A 21,071-nucleotide genomic window follows, 5' to 3' on the forward strand; every position below is an offset into this window, starting at 1 on the left:
CGCCTGATGATCGCCGCCCCGCTGTTGCTCGCCTGCCTGCTGGCCCCGCCGGCCGTTCCCGAAGAGGGGGAACCGCTCGCGGGTCTGGCTCTGGAGCGGCGAGCCGCGGCGGAACTGGAGGCCGCCCTCGACGCCCCGCTGGCGGCGGCGGTGGATATCCGGCCCGACACCAGCGTCACGAACGCCCTATCCATCCTGCTGCCCGACCAGACCGTGTTGCCGGACACGCCGGCGCTGGACCTGGAGGGGATCGATCTGCGGGACCTGCCGTTGCCGTACGGGCTGCGGCTCCCCGCCGGCCGCTTTCCGGTGCGAACGGCGGTGGACGAAGTGTTGCGCCAGGTCAACGACGTCCCGCTGGCCTTCCTGAACGACGGCGGCATCCTTCGCGTCACGACGCAGGACGCCGCGGACGAAACGCTGTTCACCCGCGTCTACCCGGTGCGGGACCTGCTGGAGGCGGCCGGGCCGTCGTACGCCTGGGAGCCGCCGATGACGGCGCCGCAGGGCTTCGGCGCCGGGCAGGGCGCCGGCCTCGGGCAGTTCTCCCTGCCGCCGGTGGCCAATCAGGTCGGCGCCGGAGCGGAACCGCCGGCCGCGACGGGGGAGAGCGAACCGCCCTCGCCCCTCGACGTCGCCCTCGCCGCCGAACAGCCGCTGATCGACCTCATTCAAACCCTCACCGGCGGGCTCGACCAGGGCGGCGGGTGGGAGGAAATCGACGGCGAGGGCGGGTCGATCGAGACCTTCAACGGCGTGCTGACGATCCGGCAAACGCAAGCCGTGCACCGGCAGATCGAGACCCTGCTGGCCGACCTCCGCGTCGCCTTCCAACAGCAGCCGTGGACTTTCCCGACGGACCTGCCGCAGGCGGAGCCGCCCCCCACGGCGCCGAACGCAAGCGCTGAGGAGCCGACCGAATGACCGCCGCCCTGCTGCTGCTCGCCTGCCTGTGCGTTCCGCAGGACGCCCCGCCGGAGCCCGAGGCGCCCGCCGCCGGGCTCCGCGATCGGGCCGTCGCCGAACTGGAGGCGGCGCTGGACGCCCCGCTGGCCGAGGAGAACGGCCTCCAAGACCTCCGACCCGGCGACACCCTCGCCGAGGCGGTTGAGAATCTGCTGCCCGGTCACGTCGTGCGGCCGGACACGCCGCGGCTGGATTTGGAGGGGATCGACCTGCGGGACCTGCCGCTGGAGAACCCGCCCCGCCTGCCCGCTGGCCGTTTCTCGGTGCGGACGGCGTTCGAGGAGCTACTGGAGAGCGTGACCGATGTGCCGCTGACCCTCATCAACGACGGCGGCATTCTCAAAATCACCACGCAGGACTACGCCGAGGAACGCCTGCTGACCCGCACCTATGCCGTCCGCGACCTGCTGGAGGCCGCCGGACCCAGCGCCGCGGCCCGCCGGCTGCCGAACTTCAACGACCCGCGCCTGCGGCCGGGCGGGAACTGCTTCGGTCCGCCGTACGACCCGGTCGCGGAGGCGACGGACGTCGCCGATGTCTGGCGGGCGGATGACGGGAACCCGCCCGCTACCCCGTTGGAAACAGCATTGATTGCGGAGCAACCGCTGATCGACCTGATCTTCGCCACCACCGGCGGCCTCCGAGAGGGCGGCGGGTGGGAGGAGATCGACGGCGAGGGCGGGTCGCTGGAGTTCTTCAACGGCTTGCTGACCGTGCGGCAGACCGAGCCGGTGCACCGGCAGATCGCCCACCTGCTGGCCGACCTGCGGGCCGCGGACGCCGCCCAGCCGTGGACCGTCCCGCTGACCCTGCCCGACCCCGGCGCCGCCCCCGCCCAGGAGCCGAACGAATGACCGTCGCCCCGATGCTTTGCGTCGCGGCCGTCGCGTTCGCCCCCGCTGACGACGCGGCCGAGCGCCCCCTCGCCGGAGCGGCGGCGGAACGGGCGGCGGAGGCCGCGCTGGAAGCGACCCTCGACGGCCCGCCGCCGGTGCCGTCGGAGATGAGTCTCGGCGAATCCTTCCCCGAAGCCGTGGCGGTCCTGGGACGGTTCGCCGATGTGGCGGTAATCGTGGACCGCCGGGCCTTCGGCGACGCGGACCCGGCCGCGGTCCCCTTCGCCCCGCCGACGGCGGAGACGGTGCAGAACCGGCCGACGCTGCGGGCGGCGTTCCAAACGCTGCTGGACGCCGCCGGCGGGCCGCCGCTGGTTCTGGAGAACCGGGCCGGGCTGCTGCGGATCACGGCGGCGGGGGACGCCGCGGGGAACCTCGTGCCGCGGGTGTACGACGTGCGGGGGCTGAGCGAATCGCTGGGGCTGACGGAGGCCGACCGCACCGAGGGCACGGTCGTGCAGCGGATCGCCGGGCCGGGGGCGGGGCGGGAGCCGACGCGGCTCGACCCGCCGCTGATCCTCGCCCTGAAGACCGGTGTCGGCCCGGGGCCGGGGGTGGCGGAGTGGGACACCGCCGGCGGTCCGGCGGCGATCGCGGAACTCGGCGGGCGGTTGGTGGTGCGGCAGAGCCCCGCCGGGCACGCCGCCCTCGCCCACCTGCTGGCCGACCTGCGGGCCACCGCCGACGCCCCCGCTCCGGGGGAGCCGGCCGAATGACGGATCGTTCCCCCGAGTCCGCCGCCCCGGCGTTCGTCGTCGCCCCCGCCGGCCCCGACGATGCGGAAGCGATTGCCGAGTTCAACGTGCGGCTCGCCGAAGAGACGGAGTCGAAGCGGCTGGACCCGGCGACGGTGCGGGCGGGCGTCGCCGCAGCGCTGGCGGACCCGGCGAAGGCCCTCTATTTCGTCGCCCGCCCGGCGGCGGGCACTGCGGGGGGCCCGGCGAGCGGGGAGCCGCCGATCGGGTGCCTGATGGTGACCTGGGAGTGGAGCGACTGGCGGAACGGTGCGATTTGGTGGATTCAGAGCGTCTACGTGCATCCGGACCACCGCGGCCGGGGGGCGTTCCGACGCCTGCTGGATCACGCGGCCGGCGCCGCCGTCGACGCCGGGGCCGTGGGGTTGCGGCTGTACGCCGAGCGGGAGAATCATGCCGCCCACGCAGTTTACGCCCGCTGCGGATTCGTCGAACCGGGGTACGTCGTCTTTGAACGAGCCCCGGCCGGCGCCACGGGGCTATGATTCGCCGGTGACTCGCTCCGTCGCCGGGCGGCGCCATACTGTCGAGGCGCCCGGCGCCGTCCGCGAACGCCGCCCCGGACCCGATTGTCGCGTCGAATCCGCTTGTGTCGGATAGCAACGCTTTCACAATCCCTTTTTCCTCCCCCTCCGTCGCACACGGCCGACCTCCATGGCCCGGATCACCCTACAGGTGTTGGAGGGATTAGAGCGGGGCGCCACCTTCCGCGATCTCCCCACGCCGGTCACGATCGGGCGGGAGGAGGAGAACACCGTTCGCCTGAACGACGAACGGGTCAGCCGTTTTCACGCCAAGGTGCAGGAAGACGGCGAGCGGGTCATCCTGACGGACTTGGACAGCACGAACGGCACGCGGGTGAACGGCCGGCCGGTCAGCGCCCGGGTTCTGCGGCCGGGGGATCAGATCTCGCTGGGCCGCTGCCTGCTGGCGTACGGGGGGCGGGAGGAACTGGATCATCTCTCCGCCGCCGCCCGCGAACGCCGCGCCGCGGAGGCGGCCGCCGGCGGCGATCCTGAGGATACGCAGGGGCGAACCGGCGGCTCGGCCGGACTGGGGCGGGGACAAGTGGTGGAAGAAGTCGGCGGCACGCCGCCGTTCCTGCCCCCCGGCGAGCGGCCGCCGGTCCCCCGGGATCTGGACCTCGCTCAGCAGGCCCAGTTGTGCGATCTGCTGGGGTTCGCCCACGAGGAGATCCGCCACGTCCTGCTGGAAGCCGTGGAAGCGGACTTCCGCGCCGTGGCCTTGCCGGATCGGTTGCCGAGCGCCTCGCCCGATCAGGCCGCCGCGCGGCCCCGCCGCTCCGAACCGCTCTCCCCGGAAGAAACGCCGAGCGACGGCGGCGGCTCCAGCAGCGGCGGCGGTTCCAGCAGCGGCGGCGGTCTGCCGGGCCGCGAGCCGGACTCCGCCAGCGGGGGGCCCCCGGGAAGCGAACCGCCGCGGATCGTCTCGTGGGAGACGTGGCAACGCCTGATGCGGTTGGAAATGTCGTTGGCGGAGATGCTCAAGGCCGCCGGCGAGCCGAACTGACGAGCGACGCCTCGCCGCTCGGCCGGTCGTATTTGGGGGCGAACGCCGCGGGGACGCCGCGGGCGGTTCTCCACCGGGAACGCGGGCGAATCTTCCGAGACGCCCGGAGCAGTGGGTCCGGTGAGCCCTGCGCTCGTCACGCAGTACACTGGCGACCCCGGGGGGAGCCTCTAGGTCGCACCCTGGTGGCGGCCTCGTGAGTTGCCCGATGATACGGGTAGGGGGTGCCCCGGGGGTCGCTGAGGGCGGGTGAGTCCGCGGGGGGCCTTGGTAGGGGTTTTTCTCGCGGTATGGCCGGCACGACCGGGTTCCTCAGCCCCGGGGGCGGGATTCCGCCCCCCCGTCGGCGGTTCGAGCCCGAGCCGGCGGTGCGTCGGGCCGAAGTTTCCCATGTGCCCGCCGCCTCGCCCCATGCTGCTCGTCCCGTGCCGAATCCAGCCGCCCCAGCCGCCGCGCCGGCCGATCGTCCGGTGACGATGGAGGCGGTGCTGACCTCCCCCGGCCTGCCGAGCCTGCCGGCGGTCGCCGTGCAGTTGCTGGAGGAGTCCCGCAAGGCGGACGTGAACGTCGGCCGGATTGCGGAGTTGATCGCTTCGGACCCGGCGATGTCCGCACGGCTGTTGCGGGCGGCGAACAGCAGTTTCTTCGGGTTCCGCGGCGAGGTCGCCTCGGTGAGCCGGGCGGTCGCCCTGCTGGGGGCGGGGGGGGTAGTCTCGTTGGCGCTGTCGTTCAGTCTTTCGGACGACGCTTTGCAGGCGGGGGTGACGGCGGACGCTTACCGGGCCTACTGGCGCCGCTGCGTGGTGCAGGCCACCGCCGCCGAGTTGGCCGGCGATCTGCCCGGCACCGTCGGCCGCGACGAGGAGGCGGCGGCGGTCGCGGCGGCGGGGAAGGGGGATCGGTTCCTCGCCGGGCTGCTGTGCGATTTGGGCACGCTGGCGTTGCTCAAGGCGTTCCCCGCGGAGTCCGTGGCCGTGTGGGCCGCCTCCGAGGACGCCCGGGTCGATCCGGCGGCGCGGGAGCGGTCGACGTGGGGCTTCGATCATGCCGCCGTTGGGGGGGCGCTGGCCCGGCGTTGGGGGTTGCCGGAGCGGCTCGCCCTCGCCGTCGCCCGTCATCACGAGACGCCGGAAGCCCTGGTGGCCGCCAGTGCCGGCGGCCTGATGCCGGCTTCGGCGGGGCCGCTGGTCCGCACGGCGGCGCTCGCTAGCGCGGTGGGCGATCACTTCTGCGGGCCGGACTCCGGCCCGGCGTTGGGGCGCCTGCGGACCGCCGCGGACACGCTGTTCGGGCTGAAGGGCAAGGCGCTGACGACCTACCTGGAAGACGTGCGGGAGCGGGCCGCCGCCGCCGCCGGGCTGTTGGAGGTCGATCTGGGGAAGTTGGGCAGACCGGCGGACCTGTTGGCGATCGCCAACGAGCACCTGTCCGAACTGGCGACGCGGCGCTCCGTCGAGGCCGACGCCCTGGCGGACCGGCACCGCAGGCTGGAGGCGGAGCACCGCGACCTTCAACAGCAAAGCCTCCGCGATTCGCTGACGGGCCTGTACAACCGGCCGTATCTGGTGGACGCGCTGCGGCGGGAAGTCGCCGTCTGTTCCCGCACGGGCAGCACCGTGGGGGTGATCTTCGCCGACGTGGATCGGTTCAAGGCGGTCAACGACACCTACGGTCACGCCGTCGGTGACCGCGTGCTGCGGGCCGTCGCCGGGGCCTTCGCCCAGGTGTTGCGGCGGACGGACGTGCCGGCCCGCTTCGGCGGGGAGGAGTTCGTCGTGCTGATCCCCCGGCCGACCGAGGCCGGCGCCCGGGCGGTGGCGGAACGGCTGCGGGAAGCGGTCGCGTGGACCTGTCGCACGGTGGGCGGCATCACGGTGAACACCACGGCGAGCTTCGGCGTCGCCCTGGCGGTGCCCACGGACCTGCCGGACGCCGCCGACAAACTGCTCGCCGAGGCCGACGCCGCGATGTACGAGGCGAAGAAGACCGGCCGCAACAAAGTGATCGTCCGCAGCCTGCTGTCTCCGGAGGAACGCACGCTGCATGGGGCGGTGGCGGCCCGGCGGTTCTCCCGCTGGCTCAGCGCCAGCGGCGCGATCCCCGTGCGGGACGTCGGCGAGGCGCTCACCGACCTCACCCCCCCGGATGTGGCGCTGGGCGCTCTGGCCCGCGAGGCCGGCGTGCTGGACGAGGTGCAGACCGACATGATCGCCGACGTGCAGCAGGTCGGCGAGCGCTTCGGCGAGGCCGCGTTGCGGCTCGGCCTGCTGACGCTCGAACAGCTCGCGGAGCTGCTCGCCCGCCAGCAGGAGGATCCCCGCGCCCTGGGCGCCGCCCTCGTCGCTCGCGGCCACGCCGAAGAGGCGGAGGTCGAGGCCCTGCTGCACGCCCACGCCGCCGCCGGACCGAACCTCATCCCCGTCGAACAACCCGCCGCCGTGGCGTAATCGGCCGGGGCGGCCAGCGTTTGTCTTCTCTCTCCCTTGAGGGAGAGGAGCCGGGGGTGAGGGTGGGGCACGGTTCACCCGTCTTCGCTCTCTGCGGTGGGTCACCGGCCGACGGGAGAGCGAACCGGCCCGTGAAGGGCGTGCATGAGTCACAGCCCCCTCACACCCGACCCCGCTCCCCCAAAAGGTGGGCGAGGGGAGAACGGCGCGCTCACGGCGGGTCGTAGCCGCCGGGGTGGAACGGGTGGCAGCGGCCGATGCGGCAGACGGCCTTCCACGCCCCACGGAGCGCCCCGTACTTCCGCACGGCCTCGATCGCGTAGTGGCTGCACGTCGGCGTGTAGCGGCAGGTCGGCCCCAGCAGCGGGGAGATCCAGATCTGATAGCACCGCACCCCGCCCACCAGCAGCAGCGCCGGCAGCCGTTTGAGGAACCCCGCCATCAGCGCCCCCCGCCGGGTCGGGATTGTTTGCTCGCCCACTGTCCCGGCAGGCGCCGGGCGAGTTTGACGAGGCTCCTGCGGAGCCGCGGGAGGTCGGCGCCGGTCTTCGGGCGGGGGATGAGCACGAAGTCCCACCCCGCCGGCAGGTCCGCCTTGGAGGTGCGAAACGCCTCCCGCAGCAGGCGTTTCACGCGGTGCCGGGCGACCGAGTTGCCGTTCTTCTTGGAGACGCTCAGCCCGACCCGGCTGATCGCCCGCCCCTGATACAGCCGCTCCGGATCGTCCTCCGGCCGCGGGGCCCCGAAGACCAGCAACACGCCGTCGCCGGCCCGGCACTTCGCGTCGTAGACGCGGCTGAACTGCGGCGTCGTCCGCAGCCGCACGTGCTTCGGGAACCGCTCGTCCGGCTCCGCGGCCTGCTCAGGACGCGCGCCGCCGATCGGCGACGGCGAACCGGGGGACGCGTCAGCGGGCGTCGGCATCGCGCTGCACGGCGGGGTCCGGCGGGGCCGCGGTCTGTTCGGCCAGCGTGTCGCGGGGCGACTCGGCCGCTCCAGACGGCGAACGGTCGGGCAACGTGTCCCGGTCGGCACCGGTCGTTTCGGTCTCCGCGGCCCGCTTCGCCGCCTCCTGTTCGGCCTGCACCTGTTTGCGATGACGTTCGATCTCCGCCCGGGTGGCGGCGTCGAACAGCTCGGCTTGCAACTCGTCCTCCTCCAGGAAGGCGCGCTTGTACCAACCGAGGCCCCACACGATCGCCACCAACGCGAACAGCACCCCCGCGGTCACGAAGAACATGTACCACAGCGTTTCCGTCATCTCCCGCCGCCGGACCACGGGGTTCGCCGGCACGGCCGGGGCGCCGAACGCCTCCCCGCCGCCGACGGTCGCGTCCCCGGCCTCCGCCGCGGCCGGTTCGTCCCACGGCTCCTGAGCGACCAGCGGCGACGCCCCGATCAGTCCCAGCGCCGCCCAAACGAACCCCAGCACCGCCGCCCCCGTCCAGAACCACCGGCGGATCGACGGCCGGCGGGGGAGGGGGGAGGACACGGCGAAGCGGTGCGGGACGGGCGACGGACCGGAGCGGTTCCGGTCATGCTACCGCCGCCCCCCGCCGCCTCAACCCGCCCCGGAGTCACCCGCCCCGGAGTCCGTCCTGGAACCCGGGAACTCCGCCGCCGCCTGCGGCGTCCGTCGGGGCCCCGTCCTGCCACAGCCCCGCCCATGTCCCGTTCGTTCCGTTTCGTTGCCGCCTCGCTGCTCGCCTCCGGCCTGTTGGCCCTCGCCGGGTGCGGGCAGGAGGAGGCGAACAGCCGCAACTTCACTGTGAGCGACGCCCCGGCGTCAGAGTCGCCGGGGAGCGACTACGACCACCTCACGATCCAGTTGCCGATTGAAGAGGGGGGCGAACCGAGCGCCCCGTCCGACGCCGCCGGCGGCGACGCCCGCCCCACGGCCGCCAAGCCGAAGATCATCTACACCGCCGACCTGACTGTGGTGGTCGACGACTTCGCCGCCGCCGAGACGGCGATCCCGGCGCTCGTCGAAAAGTTCGGCGGTTACGTCGCCGGGTCGAACGTGGACCGTTCGACGGGCGATCGGCTGCGGGGCACGTGGACGGTGCGGGTGCCGGTGGAGCGCTACGAGGCCTTCCTCAGCGGCGCCGGCGGGCTGGGCGTGGTCGAGGAACGGGACGAAACGGCCCGGGACGTGACCGCGGAGTTCGTCGACGTCGAGGCCCGCCTCGCCGGCCGCCGGGCGCTGGAAACGCGGTTGCTGGAGCTGCTCGCCGAGCGCCCCGGCGAATTAAAGGACGTGCTGGAGATCGAACGCGAATTGGCCCGCGTGCGAGAGGAGATCGAAACCGCCGAGGGCCGGCTGCGTTATCTGTCCAATCAAACCGCCTACAGCACGATCACCCTCAGCGTGCGGGAGGAACGCGACTACGTCCCGCCGCGGCAACCCGGCTTCGGGGAGCGGATCGCGGCGACGTGGGACAACTCGCTGGCCGCCCTTGCTTCCTTCGGTCGCGGGCTGACGCTGTTCGTGGTCGCCGTCACCCCGTTCGCCCTCGTCATCGGCCTGCCGCTGGCCCTGCTGATCTGGACGATCGTCCGCCGCGCCCGGCGCCGGCGCACGACGTGAGTCCGTTTTCCCCCCTCTCCCTTGAGGGAGAGGGGCCGGGGGTGAGGGTGAGGCGCAGTTCACCGGCCCCCGCTCATGCAGTGACGATCCGGCTGACGGGTGAGCGTGCGGACGGTGAACAGCGTCCGCGCGTCACCGCCCCCTCACCCCCGGCCCCTCTCCCCCAAAAGGGGGGCGAGGGGAGACGAGGTCTGCGGACGTTGAGAGGAGGTTCGCCGCCTTCTGCTCCCCTCTCCCTCAGGGAGAGGGGCCGGGGGTGAGGGTGACGCACGGTTCTTACGTCTTCGTTCAGTGTTCTGTGTGAGCCCGAAGCGCAAGCGAGGTTCGGAACCGTCCACACCTCGCTTGCGCTTCGGGCTCACAGAACCCGCTTCGCCGATCGCGGGCTGGCGAACGACCGGGTGCTGCTCCCCCCTCACCCCCGACCCCTCTCCCCCAAAAGGGGGGAGAGGGGAGAATGGGTTCCTCACCACCCCTTCCGGCTGCGGCGTTGTTTGCGCATTTTGCGGCGGTCGCGGCCGCGGACGGGTTCGGTCACCGGGATCGCCAGCGAGGGGTCGGCGGCGGGGTCCATCTGCGTCCGCTCGACGCCGCTGCCCTCCGGGCGGCGGCTGTCGAGATAACTCTGCAATAAAATCTGGGCGGCGAGTTTGTCGCGGGCGCTTTTCGTGGCGCTCCGCCCCGTCACTCCGGCGGAGCGCATTAAATCGTCCGCCGCGGCGCTGGTGCAGCGTTCGTCGTGAAAGACGACCGGCAACTTCAAGACCCCGCCGATCCACTTCCCGAAGGCCCGGGCGCCGCCGCTGCTGCCGCTCTCCTCCCCGCCGAAGTGCAGCGGCAAACCGACGACCACCGCGACCGGGTCGTGCTCCCGCTTGACGGTTTTGAAGAACGCCGCGTCCGACCCCGGGTCGGTGCGCACGTAGGTCTCCACCGCGGCGGCGTACTCCTGCCCGGTGTCGGAGACGGCCACGCCGATCCGCACCTTGCCGTGGTCCAGGCCCAGCAGTCGGCCGAAATTGGGGAAATCCGGCGCCGCGTCCGCCTGCGGGCGCGGCGGGGCCGCTTCGTGGCCGTCGGTCACGTCGGTCACGTGGCTGGCGTCGTTCAGGCCGTGTGCGTCGCTCACAGGTACTCCTCCAGACCTCGCTCTTTCAATTCGCCGATCAACCGTTTGACGGCGTTTTCGTCTCCCCGCTTCGCCACCAGTGTGGCGTCCGCGGTGTGGACGATAATCAGGTCCTCCACGCCCAGGGCGCAGATGAGGTGCTCGCCGGTGGTGTCCCGCACGGTGCAGTTTTTGGACTCCAGCGAGACGAACTTCTTCGCGTCGCTGCTGTGCCCGGCCTCGTCCTCGCCCAGCAGGCGGCGGAGGGCGCCCCAGCTGCCGACGTCGTCCCAATCAAAGGGCGCCTCCAGCACGCAGGCGGCATCGGTGCGTTCCAGCACGGCGTTGTCGATGCTGACGGAGTCGCACTGCGGGAACTCGGCTTCGACCGTCTCCTCATAGCGCGGCGTCCCCAGGGTGCCGGCGATCTCGGTCAGCCGCTTGCGGGTGTTCGGCTCGTATTCCGCCAGCGCGTCGAGGATCGCCTCGGCCCGCCAGGTGAAGATCCCGCAGTTCCAATAGAAGTCGCCGCTGTCGATATATTGCCGGGCCGTGTCGGCGTCCGGCTTTTCGCGGAAGGAGGCGACGGAGAACGCCTTCTTCTCCTCGAAGCCCGGCAGCGGGGCGCCCCGCTGAATGTAACCGAAGCCCTCGGACGGAAACGTCGGCGGCACGCCGAACAGCACGAACCGGCCGGGGCCGTCCTGCACCACCGCCGCGGCGGTCGCGGCGGCCTGCTGGAAGACCTCCGGCGGGCCGATCACGTGGTCGGCCGGCAGCACGAGCATCGTCGCGTCGGGATCGGCCTTGAGCAGATGCACCGCCGCCAGCCCCACGCAGGGGGCCGTGTTGCGGGCGCAGGGTTCGACCAGCACGTTCCCGGCCGGCACCTCGGGCAGTTGCTTGCGGACTTCCTCCGCCTGCACGGCGTTGGTGACGACCCACACCCGCTCTGGGGCGATCGTGCCCGCCCCGCCGTCGCCCGCCGCGCCGTTCGGGCCGTAGAGCCGATCGACGGTCTGGCGGAGCATGGTCTGCTCCCCGGCGATGGGCAGAAGCTGTTTGGGCAGGGCGGTGCGGGACTGCGGCCAAAACCGAGTCCCGCTCCCGCCGGCCATGACGACGGCGTGCAACATGGGGGACGAACAGGAAGGAGCGACGGAGGGCGAAGGATTCGCGGCCCAGTCTACCGACCGGCGGGCGGGGGACCCACCCGTTCGAAGCCGGGGCCGCCGCGGCGTTTCCCCCTCAGGCGATCACCGTGGGACAGCCGACGTCCGGGGCCACGGGGCCGCCCTCGACGATCTCCCCGCCGAACCAGCGGCGTTGGAGCCAGAAGGCGACGTTCACCAGCCCGATCAGCGCCGGCACCTCGACCAGCGGCCCGATCACCGCCGCGAAGGCCGCCCCGTGGCCGATGCCGAACACGCCGACCGCCACCGCGATCGCCAGTTCGAAGTTATTGCCGGCGGCCGTGAAGCTGACCGCCGCCGTCGTGGAGTAGTCCGCTCCCACCGCCCGGCCGGCCCAGAAGCTGACCAGGAACATCACCACGAAATAAATTAGCAGCGGCACGGCGATGACCGCCACGTCCAGCGGCCGCGCGACGATGCGTTCCCCCTGAAACAGGAACATCACCACGATCGTCGCCAGCAGGGCCGCCAGCGTCAGCGGGCTGATCGTCGGCAGGAACGTCTCCTCGTACCACGTCTTCCCCTTCGCCCGCAGCAGGACGAACCGCGTCAGCATGCCGGCCGCGAACGGGATGCCGAGATAAATCGCCACGCTCAGCGCGATCTCGCCGACGCCCACCTCCACGACGCTGCCCTCCAAGCCCAGCATCGGCGGCAGCACGGTCACGAACAGCCAGGCGTAAAGGCTGTAAAAGAGCGCCTGAAAGACGCTGTTGAGGGCGACCAGACCGGCCGCGTACTCGCTGTCGCCGCGGGCCAGATCGTTCCAGACGATCACCATCGCGATGCACCGGGCCAGGCCGATCAGGATCAGGCCGACCATGAACTCCGTATATCGCGGGTCGTCCCCCAGCAGCGTCGGGGCCAGGAGGCCGAGGAAACCGACGGCGAGGCCGAACATCAACAGCGGGCCGACGATCCAGTTCTGAACCAGCGACACGCCCAGCGCTCGCCAGTCGCGAAACACGTCGCCCAGCTCCTCGTATTTCACCTTCGCCAGCGGCGGGTACATCATCACGATTAATCCCAGGGCGATGGGGACGTTCGTCGTGCCGACGGACAGTCCGCTGACGGCCTCCTCCGCCCCCGGCAGGGCGTACCCCAGCAGCACGCCCGCGGCCATCGCGGCGAAGATCCAGACCGTCAGATAGCGGTCCAGAAAGGAGAGCCGCCGGCTCGGGGCGGCGGACGCATCTTGAATGGACATCGGGACGTCTTGAACGCTCATCGGGTCGCCTCCGCGGCGACCAGGTCGCCTTCGGTCTGTTTGGGGTCGTAGGCCGTCATCGCCGTCTCGATTTCGTCGCGGACGCGGCGGAAGACCGCCAGTTTCTGGTCCTCCGTCCCCTCCACTGCGGCCGGGTCGTCGAACGGGAGGACGTGCCGGGTGACCGCCCCGGGCCAGATCCGCGGGCAGGTCTCCGAGGCGTGGTCGCAAACGATCAGGAGGTGCCGCACCGGCAGCCGGCCGAGATATTCGCCCAGCCGCGTCGGCAGGGCGTCGTGGATCCCGACGCCGGCCTCGGCCATCACCCGCACGGCCAGGGGATGCACGGCGTCCGCGGGCTTCGTCCCGGCGCTGCGGACGGCGAACCGGTGGCCGTGAAACCTCCGCAGAAAGCCCTCGGCCATCTGGCTGCGACAGGAATTCCCGGTGCAGAGGATCAGGACCAGCGGCTTGCTCCTCGCCCCGCCGAGGCGGTCGGCGAGGGGATCGTCGGGCGAGGTCATCTCGGTCTCGTTGGAGGGGGAAAGCTCAGGAGAAAAGCGGCCGGAGGGCCGCGTATCCGGTTTTCCGGATGTCATCGGGCAAAAAAACGTGACGCCGAATCGGATCAGCGGCAGTCGCCGCGGCCGGAGGATCCGCACCCGACGTAGCGCAGCCGTTCGGCGTCGGCGGCGAGTTGCGGGTCGCTCTCGGCCACGGCTTCGAGCGTTGCCAGCAGTCGCCGATGCACGGCGTCGCCGGGCTCGGTCAGCCGGTAATGGCACCACGCCCCGTCCTTGCGACAGGTCGCCAGCCCGGCGTCCCGCAGGAGGGCCAGATGCCGGGAGGCGGTCGGCTGAGGCACGCCCAGCACCGTGACCAGGTCGCAGACGCACACCTCGCCGCTGCCGTCCCGACCGGAGGACCAGAGCAGCCCCAGCAACCGCAGTCGGATCGGATTGGCGAAGGCCCGCAGGAATTCCATCGCGGCGGGCTCTGCGGCTCCGGCCGGGGATTCGATTGCGGCGGCGGTCGGTGCGGGCTCGGACATTCGGTTTTTCGAATGTAGAAGTCCGCCCCCGGCCCGTCAACGTTCGTCCGGCCGCGGCCGTCTCCCGCCCCGGGCGAAGTCGATCCCAGGCGAAGTCGCAGGGGTCGCGGTGCGGTTCTCCCCTTCACCTCACGCCGCCGGACCGTAGAATTTCGGACTGCGCCGACTGCTTATCCGCGGCCGGCGCGGCGTATCGCATCCCCCTTCAATCCTATTCCCAATCCGATGGCCTTTCGCCCCGAACAACTCACCATCAAAGCCCGCGACGCCGTCGCCGACGCGCAGGAACGCGCCGGCGAGGCCGGGAACCCGCAGCTCACGCCGTTGCACCTCCTCAAGGCGCTGTTGGAGGAGACCGGCGGGGTGGTCGATCCGCTGCTCAAGCGCGTCGGCGTGAACCTGCCGCAGCTGCGGTCCACCGTCGACAGCGAACTGTCCCGCCTGCCGGCCCGGGCCGGCGGCCGGGCGGGGGAGCCGCCCGGGGCGGATACGGCCTTTATGAAGGTTCTCGACGCCGCCCGCAAACGGGCCGACGCGATGAAGGACCAGTTCACCTCCACCGAACACCTGTTATTGGGCCTGCTGGACGCCGGCGAGGCCGCCGGCCGCCTGCTGACCATGGCCGGGGCCGACGAGAAGGACCTGCTCGAAGGGCTGAAGGCCGTCCGCGGCGGGCAGACCGTCACCAGCCAGAACCCGGAGGGCACCTATCAGGCCCTCGAACAATACGGCCAGAACCTCGTCGACCTGGCCCGGCGCGGGAAGATCGATCCGGTGATCGGCCGCGACGCGGAGATCCGCCGCGTCATTCAGGTGCTGAGCCGGCGCCGCAAGAACAACCCCTGCCTGATCGGCGAACCCGGCGTGGGCAAAACGGCGATCGCCGAGGGACTGGCCATGCGGATCGTCGACGGGGACGTGCCGACGAACATTAAAGACAAAACCATCGTCGCCCTGGATATGGGCGCGCTGGTGGCCGGGGCGAAATTTCGCGGGGAGTTCGAGGAGCGCCTCAAAGCGGTGCTGAAGGAGGTCACGGGCAGCGACGGGCAGGTGATTCTGTTCATCGACGAGGTCCACCTGCTGCTCGGCAGCGGCAAGACGGAGGGGGCGATGGACGCCGCCAACCTGCTCAAGCCGGCCCTGGCCCGCGGCGACCTGCGCTGCGTGGGCGCCACGACCCTGGACGAATACCGCAAGTATATCGAAAAGGACCCGGCCCTCGAGCGCCGCTTTCAGCCCGTGCTGGTCGGCGAGCCGAGCGTGGAGGACACGCTGTCGATCCTGAGGGGCATTGTCGATAAATATCAGACGCACCACGGCGTCAAAATCACCGACGCCGCCCTGCGGCAGGCGGCGGCGCTGAGCGACCGGTATATCAACGACCGCTTCCTGCCGGACAAGGCGATCGATCTGATCGACGAGGCCGCCAGTCGGCTGCGGATGGAGATCGACTCCATGCCCGCGGAACTGGACGAGGCCAACCGCACGCTGGCCCGCATGCGGGTCGAGGCGAAGGTGCTCGAACAGGAGGGCTCCGCGGAGAGCAAGGAACGGCTGGGCGAATTGAACCGCGAGATCGCCGACCGCGAGGAGTCCTTCAACGCCCTCAAGGCCCGCTGGGAGGCGGAGAAGGAGACGCTCAGCGGGCTGAAGCCGTTGCAGGAGGAGATCGGTTCCCTCCGCACCGAACGCGAACGGGCCTTCACCGTCGCCCGGCAGACGAACGCCAACGAAGACTTTCAAAGAGCCTACGAGGCCGAGGTGAAACTGAAGGCGGCCGAGGAGAAATTAACACGCCTCGAAACCCGCTTCGCGGAGATCGCCCCGGAGGACCGGCTGCTCCGCGAGGAGGTGACCGGCGAGGATATTGCGAAGGTCGTCAGCGCCTGGACCGGCGTGCCGGTGACCCGGATGCTGCAAACCGAGCGCGAAAAACTTCTCAATATGGAGCAGCTTTTGAAGAGCCGCATGGTCGGTCAGGACGAGGCTGTCGCCGCCGTGGCGGACGCCGTCCGCCGGTCGCGGTCGGGGCTGGGCGACCCGCACCGGCCGGTCGGCTCCTTCCTGTTCCTCGGCCCCACCGGCGTGGGCAAAACGGAACTGTGCAAGGCGCTGGCCCAGTTCTTATTCGACGACGAGCGGGCCCTCACCCGGCTCGATATGTCCGAATTCATGGAGAAGCACAGCGTCGCCCGGATGATCGGTGCCCCCCCGGGGTACGTCGGTTATGAGGAGGGCGGCAAGCTGACCGAGGCTGTCCGCCGCAAGCCGTACAGCGTGATCCTGCTGGACGAGATCGAAAAGGCCCACCCGGACGTCCTCAATATCCTTCTGCAGGTCCTGGACGACGGCCGCCTGACCGACGGGCAGGGGCGGACGGTCGACTTTAGTAATTCCGTCATCGTGATGACCTCCAATATCGGCTCGGACCGCATCCTGGAGATGGCCGACGCCAATGAATTGCCGGCGGAGGTGAAGAAGGAAGTGCTCGGCGTGCTGCGACGGGCGTTGCGGCCGGAGTTTTTGAACCGGATCGACAGCGTGGTCGTGTTCAACCCGCTGACGCGGGCGGAGATCCGCCAGATCGTCGACCTGCAACTGGACGGCCTGCGGAAGCGGGTCGAGGCGGAGGGCTACCAACTGGAGGTCACCGACGACGCCAAGCAATTGCTCGCCAACGAGGGCTACGACCCGACCTTCGGCGCCCGGCCGCTGCGGCGGGTGATCCAGGACCGTCTGCAAAACGGCCTCGCCGAGGCCCTGCTGGACGGCCGCTTCAAGGAAGGATCGACGATCTCCGTCGACGCCGCCCCGGACGGCTTTGTCTTCCGCGGGACGGAGGCGAGGGAGGCGGAGGCATAGCGCCGTCTCCGCCGCCTCCTGTCCGGCGGCGTCAGGCGGCGGCGCCGGCGACGCGGGCGAACAACGCCTGATAGTCGTGCGCCTGCCGGGCGAGGGGGTATTCCGCCTCCGCGACCCGGCGGCAGTTCGCCCCGAGCCGGGTCCGCAGGGCGTCGTCGGAGAGCAGGGCGGCGAGGGTGTCGGCAAGGGCGGGCACGTCCTCCGGCGGGGCCAGCAGGCCGGTCTCGCCGGGGCGGATCATGTCCGGCACGCCGCCGACCGCGAACCCGACCGACGGCGTCCCGCAGGCCATCGCCTCCAGCACGGTGTTCGGCAGGTTGTCCGCCAGCGAGGGAATCACGAACAGGTCCGCGGCGGAGTACGCCAGCGCGAGCAGCCGATCGTCCGAAACCGAACCCAACGAGACGTGCGGCAGGCCCTCCGGCAGGTCCGGCACGCCGCGACCGACCGTGAGGGCGCACAGGTTCGGCAGCCCCCGCAGGCGTTCCAACGCCCCCTTCAAATAGGAAAACCCTTTGCGGACGTTGTTGACCGCGTCCGCGAGGAATAGCGCCGTCTTGGCGTCCGGCGGGACGCCCAGCAACTCCCGGGCGGCGGCTTGGTTCCGCGGCCGGAACACGTCCGTTTCCAGGCCGTAGGGGATCACCTCGACCGGAAAGCGTCCGCACAGCGAACTGCGGCCGACCTCCGCCCCGAGCCAGCGGCTGGGGGTGACGAAGGTCAGGCGGTCGGTCGGGATTTTGGCGAACGCCCGAGCCCGCCGCTCCCAGATGCGGCGGGACAGATCGCGCTCCGCGTCCCCGGCCAGTTGCGGGCAGCGGCCGCACCCCGGCCGACCCTCCGGGCTGACGAAGCGCCCGCACCCGCGGTCGTAATGACAGCCGCCGGTGAACGGCTGCATGTCGTGCAGCGTCCAGACCAGCGGCACCCGGGCGGCGGCGGCGGGCAGAAACGCGGCGTCGTCAAACATCCCAACGACCCAGTGCAGGTTCAGCACGTCCGGCGGGGCGTCGGGCGACCCCTCCGACTGGGCGTTGCCGACCGACGGGGCGCCGCCGGCTTGGGGGAAGATCGTGTCCAGCAGGTCGGCGCCGTGGACGCTGCGGTCAGTATGGAAGACCTCGAACGGCGGGTCGCCGGCCAGCCGAATGGGCAGATCGCGGCGGAGCGACCGCTCTCGGAGCCGGCGGGCGAGCCGCCGGCCGACGGAGAGCGACGGCCGGAACGCCCGCACGGCGGGATCGTCCGAGGACTTATTGAACGCCAGCATCCGCGACGGGCAGCCGACCGCCCGCAGCCCGCGGTGCAACCGCCACGAGGACCGGGCCGCGCCGCCGGCCTTGTCCGACGTGCTGAGCAAGAGCGGACGGATCATGCCGTCCGCCCGGCCTGATCCCCGGGGCGGTCCCCGGCGGCGGGCGGCGCGGGCCGGGTCGCCTCCATGAACAGGGAGTCCGGTTTATAAATCGTGCCGTCGGCTTCGGCGTCCAGGCGTTGATCGGCCCAACCGTCCCAGGCACTCTCGCCGGCCCCGCGGCGAATCGGCTCGACGAACCCGGCCTCCCGCAGCGTGCGGGCGAGGCTCACCCGGTCGTACATCCACTGATGCACCTCGCCCGCCAGTCGGAAGCGGCCGATCCGCAGCGCCTCGCGGTCGATCGAACCGAGTGCCCGTTCGGTGAGCGCCCGTCCGCCGAGCGCCCGGAGTCCGCGTCGCACCGCTCCCGCCGCCCGCCGCCAGGGCGACCGTCGCGGGGCGGCGTCGCCGGTCGGGCCGGCGGGGGCTTTGCCGCGGGCGTCCAGCCAGTGGGCGACTTCCATCCCGCAGCGCTCGCGGATGAACCGTTCGTTCGGCACGTCCGCGGATCGCAGCAAGTCGCCCATGCGTCCGCCGGACCGCTCCCGGGTCGTCTGGTCGTAAAGCTCCAGCGTCATCCAATAGAGATCGCGCTCCGCCGCCGTCCGCTCGGCGGAGCCGTCGTCGTCGTCGGCGCAGCGGTCCAGGGCGGCGAGATACCCGCGGACGACGCCCTCCAGGTCGGGCACGACGACGCGGAGCGTCCCCCCCGGCCGCAGCACGCGCCGGCACTCCCTCAGAAAGGCCGGCACGTCCGCGGGGCGGAAGTGCTCCAGCACGTGGGAGTGATAGACGAAGTCGTAGGAGGCGTCGGCGAACGGCAGCGGGTCCCGCAGGTCGTGCGCCAGGACGCCGGGGGCGGACCGGACGTCCACGTTAGTCCAGTCGTCCCGATACCGGGACCCGCAGCCGAGGTTCAGGCGACGGGCGAACGCTTCCCCCGCAGCGGGCCGTGCGGGCGGACTCATCCCTGTTTGACCGCGAGCCGGCCGGTGTAATCCACCCGCTGGAGGAACATCCGCACGCCGCGGTCCCGCAGGTATTCGTCCACCGCCCGCCGGGCGCCTTCCCAGTGGCCGTAGTCGTCCAGAATCAGGACGCCCCCCGGCACGAGGCGCGGGAAGAGATGCTCTAATTCGTGCTTCGTCGACTCGTACCAGTCGGTGTCGAGCCGCAGCAGGGAGATCGTCTCCGGCACCGCGTCGGGGAGGGTGTCCTCCACTTTGCCGCGGACGAAATGCAGGCGCTCCGCGGGGTAGCCGACGCTCGCCACGTTCCGCTCGACGTCCTCCTGGGAGCAGTACGCCCAGTTCGCGGAGGCGGCTTTATCGGCCTTTTCCTCCTCCAGCAACTCCGCGGCGGTGTGGCCGTCGGGATCGCGGTCGAGGTCCGTGGGCGCGGACATGCCCTCGAAGGTGTCGAACAGGTGCACGTCGCGGCCGAGTTCGCCGCGCCGTTTGAGCACGTGCAGCATCGCCATCACGCTGCCGCCCCGCCAGACGCCGCACTCGACGAAGTCGCCCGGCAGGTTGTGGTTCTGCACGTACTCCACGGCGTCGCAAAGCGCCGCCACCCGGGCGGGGCTGGTCATCGTGTAGTCGCGGACGGCGGCGATTACGTCGGCGTGCGGGCCCTGCGGCGCCGGTTGCGGACGGCCCGTCACGCGGTCGAGTACCCGGCGGCTGAGCGAGCGGAACGGAGCGGGCACGGCGGGCGGCGCGAGGGTGGGCAGGTCGAGCGTCCGCCACTATGGAGCGGTTCGATCGGGCGTTCAATCAGCGGTCCCACGGGCCGTCGCTGGGTTCCCGCCTCGGCGGGGAGCGGCGCCGCCGGGCGACTCCGGCTTCCCTAATGCACCGCGGGCGGGCGGGGCAACCCGAGGAGGCCGGCTGTTCTCCGGTTTGCCCTCCTGCTACGCTCGGCGGGACGCGGGACGACGGCGATGCGACCCTCCCGATTGAAACGTTTGCTGGCGGGCGAGGCGATGAAGCGGGCATTGGTGACCGGCATCACCGGCCAGGACGGGTCGTACCTCACCGAATCGCTGTTGGCGGCCGGTTACGAGGTCCACGGGCTGACCCGCGATCCGGCAGGGGCGAAGGCCGCGGCGCTGCAGGACCTCCCCGGGGTGCGTCCCCACGCGGACCGGCTCGCGCTGCACGGCGCCGACGCCACCGACGGCGCCGCCGTCTCCCGGCTGGTGGGGGAGGTCGCCCCGCAGCAGATCTACAACCTCGCCGCCCAGAGCCACATCGGCGAGTCCTTTAAGAGCCCCGCCGGCACCGTCGCGGCCAACGCGCTGGCCGTGGCGAACCTGCTGGAGGCGGCCCGGTCGCTCTCGGAGCGGCAGGAGGTGCGCTTTTATCAGGCCTCCTCCTCGGAGCTGTTCGGCTCTCCCGACGTCGTTCCGCAGACGGAACGCACCCCGCTGCGACCCCAGAACCCGTACGCCTCCGCGAAGACCTGCGCCTACCACCTCGTGCGGAACTACCGCGACGGCTACGGGCTGTTCGCCTGCAACGGCATTCTCTTTAATCACGAAAGCCCCCGCCGCCCGCCGAATTACGTCACCCGCAAGATCACGCTGGCCGCGGCCCGCATCGCCGCGGGACGGCAGGAGACCGTCACGCTGGGCTGGCTCGGCGCCGCTCGCGACTGGGGCTACGCGAAGGAGTACGTGGAGGCGATGCGACTGATGCTCTCCGCCGACGCCCCGGACGATTACGTCATCGCCACCGGGGTGGCCCACACGATCGAGGACCTGCTCGCCGCGGCATTCGACCGCGTGGGGCTGGACTGGCGGCAACACGTCAAAACGGACCCCGCCTTCGAACGTCCGACCGAGGTGAAGAACCTCCGCGGCGACCCCTCGAAGGTGGAGCGGGCGCTGGGCTGGCGGGCCGAAACGACGTTCGAGGAACTGGTCCGCCTGATGGTCGACGCCGACGTGAAGCGGGTCGCCGCCGAACGCAACGCCTCCTGAACCCGCCTCCGACCGCGGTTGATCCCTGCCTGGCACGGCCCGCGGAACGGGACGCGGAAGTTGCTGTTTTTCGATGCGGGGGAATCCTGTAGGCTGCCGTCCTGGTCCCGCAAAGCCGGCGCAACC

At 71.4% G+C, this 21,071-nt stretch carries 20 protein-coding genes; 9 read left to right on the forward strand and 11 right to left on the reverse strand.

Annotation, left to right across the window (positions count from 1 at the left end; all coding sequences use genetic code 11):
• Nucleotides 1-6 precede the first annotated feature (6 nt).
• The 6 genes from CA12_RS07980 (at nt 7) to CA12_RS08005 (ending at nt 6,594) form a co-directional block, all read left to right on the forward strand.
• Nucleotides 7-924, forward strand: a complete 918-nt coding sequence (locus tag CA12_RS07980) for a hypothetical protein (protein ID WP_145358417.1) — start codon at nt 7-9, stop codon at nt 922-924.
• A complete protein-coding gene (locus CA12_RS07985; protein ID WP_145358418.1) occupies nt 921-1,820 on the forward strand; it encodes a hypothetical protein in 900 nt (299 codons plus the stop codon). The genes CA12_RS07980 and CA12_RS07985 overlap by 4 nt, the downstream gene beginning before the upstream one ends.
• Entirely contained in the window at nt 1,817-2,578 is a 762-nt protein-coding gene (locus CA12_RS07990; protein ID WP_145358420.1) for a hypothetical protein, read from the forward strand. The genes CA12_RS07985 and CA12_RS07990 overlap by 4 nt, the downstream gene beginning before the upstream one ends.
• Nucleotides 2,575-3,102: a GNAT family N-acetyltransferase gene (locus tag CA12_RS07995; protein ID WP_145358422.1), complete on the forward strand. Its 528-nt coding sequence runs from the start codon at nt 2,575-2,577 to the stop codon at nt 3,100-3,102. Before CA12_RS07990 ends, CA12_RS07995 begins: the two co-directional genes overlap by 4 nt.
• 169 nt (nt 3,103-3,271) lie before the next feature.
• Nucleotides 3,272-4,147 carry an FHA domain-containing protein gene (locus CA12_RS08000; RefSeq protein ID WP_145358424.1) on the forward strand — a complete coding sequence of 292 codons (876 nt, stop codon included), beginning with the start codon at nt 3,272-3,274 and terminating at the stop codon, nt 4,145-4,147.
• 425 nt (nt 4,148-4,572) lie between these two features.
• Nucleotides 4,573-6,594 (forward strand): GGDEF domain-containing protein, encoded by a 2,022-nt coding sequence (locus tag CA12_RS08005; protein ID WP_165700625.1) that lies wholly within the window; start codon nt 4,573-4,575, stop codon nt 6,592-6,594.
• 211 nt (nt 6,595-6,805) lie between these two features.
• Here the strand turns inward: CA12_RS08005 and yidD are convergent, their stop codons facing one another.
• Genes yidD through CA12_RS08020 form a run of 3 tightly spaced genes read right to left on the reverse strand, consistent with a single transcriptional unit; the run spans nt 6,806 to nt 8,086 of the window.
• On the reverse strand, nt 6,806-7,036 hold the full coding sequence (yidD, locus tag CA12_RS08010) for a membrane protein insertion efficiency factor YidD (protein WP_145361376.1): 231 nt from the start codon (nt 7,034-7,036) through the stop codon (nt 6,806-6,808).
• Nucleotides 7,036-7,518, reverse strand: coding sequence for a ribonuclease P protein component (gene rnpA / locus CA12_RS08015; protein ID WP_145358427.1), 483 nt, complete (start codon nt 7,516-7,518; stop codon nt 7,036-7,038). The genes yidD and rnpA overlap by 1 nt, the downstream gene beginning before the upstream one ends.
• A complete protein-coding gene (locus CA12_RS08020) occupies nt 7,502-8,086 on the reverse strand; it encodes a G protein-coupled receptor family protein (RefSeq protein WP_145358428.1) in 585 nt (194 codons plus the stop codon). Before CA12_RS08020 ends, rnpA begins: the two co-directional genes overlap by 17 nt.
• Nucleotides 8,087-8,260: 174 nt before the next feature.
• Here CA12_RS08020 and CA12_RS08025 point away from each other — a divergent pair, with 174 nt between their 5' ends.
• Nucleotides 8,261-9,181 carry a DUF4349 domain-containing protein gene (locus CA12_RS08025; protein WP_145358430.1) on the forward strand — a complete coding sequence of 307 codons (921 nt, stop codon included), beginning with the start codon at nt 8,261-8,263 and terminating at the stop codon, nt 9,179-9,181.
• Nucleotides 9,182-9,647: 466 nt separating this feature from the next.
• On the opposite strand, the gene ruvX is transcribed toward CA12_RS08025, so the two are convergent.
• From ruvX to CA12_RS08050, 5 genes are all read right to left on the reverse strand, one after another.
• Entirely contained in the window at nt 9,648-10,310 is a 663-nt protein-coding gene (gene ruvX / locus CA12_RS08030; protein ID WP_165700626.1) for a Holliday junction resolvase RuvX, read from the reverse strand.
• On the reverse strand, nt 10,307-11,425 hold the full coding sequence (locus tag CA12_RS08035; protein ID WP_145358434.1) for a mannose-1-phosphate guanylyltransferase: 1,119 nt from the start codon (nt 11,423-11,425) through the stop codon (nt 10,307-10,309). Before CA12_RS08035 ends, ruvX begins: the two co-directional genes overlap by 4 nt.
• Before the next feature lie 112 nt (nt 11,426-11,537).
• Nucleotides 11,538-12,689 carry an ACR3 family arsenite efflux transporter gene (gene arsB / locus CA12_RS08040; protein WP_145358436.1) on the reverse strand — a complete coding sequence of 384 codons (1,152 nt, stop codon included), beginning with the start codon at nt 12,687-12,689 and terminating at the stop codon, nt 11,538-11,540.
• Between the two features lie 17 nt (nt 12,690-12,706).
• Complete coding sequence (locus CA12_RS08045; RefSeq protein WP_145358438.1) at nt 12,707-13,213, reverse strand: arsenate reductase ArsC; 507 nt, start codon at nt 13,211-13,213, stop codon at nt 12,707-12,709.
• 104 nt (nt 13,214-13,317) lie between these two features.
• The gene (locus CA12_RS08050; RefSeq protein WP_315851329.1) at nt 13,318-13,740 is read right to left on the reverse strand and encodes an ArsR/SmtB family transcription factor; all 423 of its coding nucleotides are present in this window, start codon (nt 13,738-13,740) and stop codon (nt 13,318-13,320) included.
• Nucleotides 13,741-13,965: 225 nt separating this feature from the next.
• Between CA12_RS08050 and clpB the strand changes: the two genes are divergently transcribed.
• On the forward strand, nt 13,966-16,605 hold the full coding sequence (clpB, locus tag CA12_RS08055; protein ID WP_145358439.1) for an ATP-dependent chaperone ClpB: 2,640 nt from the start codon (nt 13,966-13,968) through the stop codon (nt 16,603-16,605).
• Between the two features lie 31 nt (nt 16,606-16,636).
• On the opposite strand, the gene CA12_RS08060 is transcribed toward clpB, so the two are convergent.
• The 3 genes from CA12_RS08060 to CA12_RS08070 are packed head-to-tail and all read right to left on the reverse strand — an operon-like array spanning nt 16,637 to nt 19,670.
• Entirely contained in the window at nt 16,637-17,980 is a 1,344-nt protein-coding gene (locus CA12_RS08060; protein WP_145358441.1) for a glycosyltransferase, read from the reverse strand.
• Complete coding sequence (locus CA12_RS08065) at nt 17,977-18,930, reverse strand: class I SAM-dependent methyltransferase (protein ID WP_145358443.1); 954 nt, start codon at nt 18,928-18,930, stop codon at nt 17,977-17,979. Before CA12_RS08065 ends, CA12_RS08060 begins: the two co-directional genes overlap by 4 nt.
• Nucleotides 18,927-19,670, reverse strand: coding sequence for a TylF/MycF/NovP-related O-methyltransferase (locus CA12_RS08070; RefSeq protein WP_145358445.1), 744 nt, complete (start codon nt 19,668-19,670; stop codon nt 18,927-18,929). Before CA12_RS08070 ends, CA12_RS08065 begins: the two co-directional genes overlap by 4 nt.
• A 234-nt stretch (nt 19,671-19,904) precedes the next feature.
• Here CA12_RS08070 and CA12_RS08075 point away from each other — a divergent pair, with 234 nt between their 5' ends.
• A complete protein-coding gene (locus CA12_RS08075; RefSeq protein WP_242688159.1) occupies nt 19,905-20,945 on the forward strand; it encodes a GDP-mannose 4,6-dehydratase in 1,041 nt (346 codons plus the stop codon).
• The last annotated feature ends 126 nt before the right edge of the window (nt 20,946-21,071 follow it).

Origin of the sequence: Alienimonas californiensis (genome assembly GCF_007743815.1) — a bacterium.
Taxonomy (GTDB): domain Bacteria; phylum Planctomycetota; class Planctomycetia; order Planctomycetales; family Planctomycetaceae; genus Alienimonas; species Alienimonas californiensis.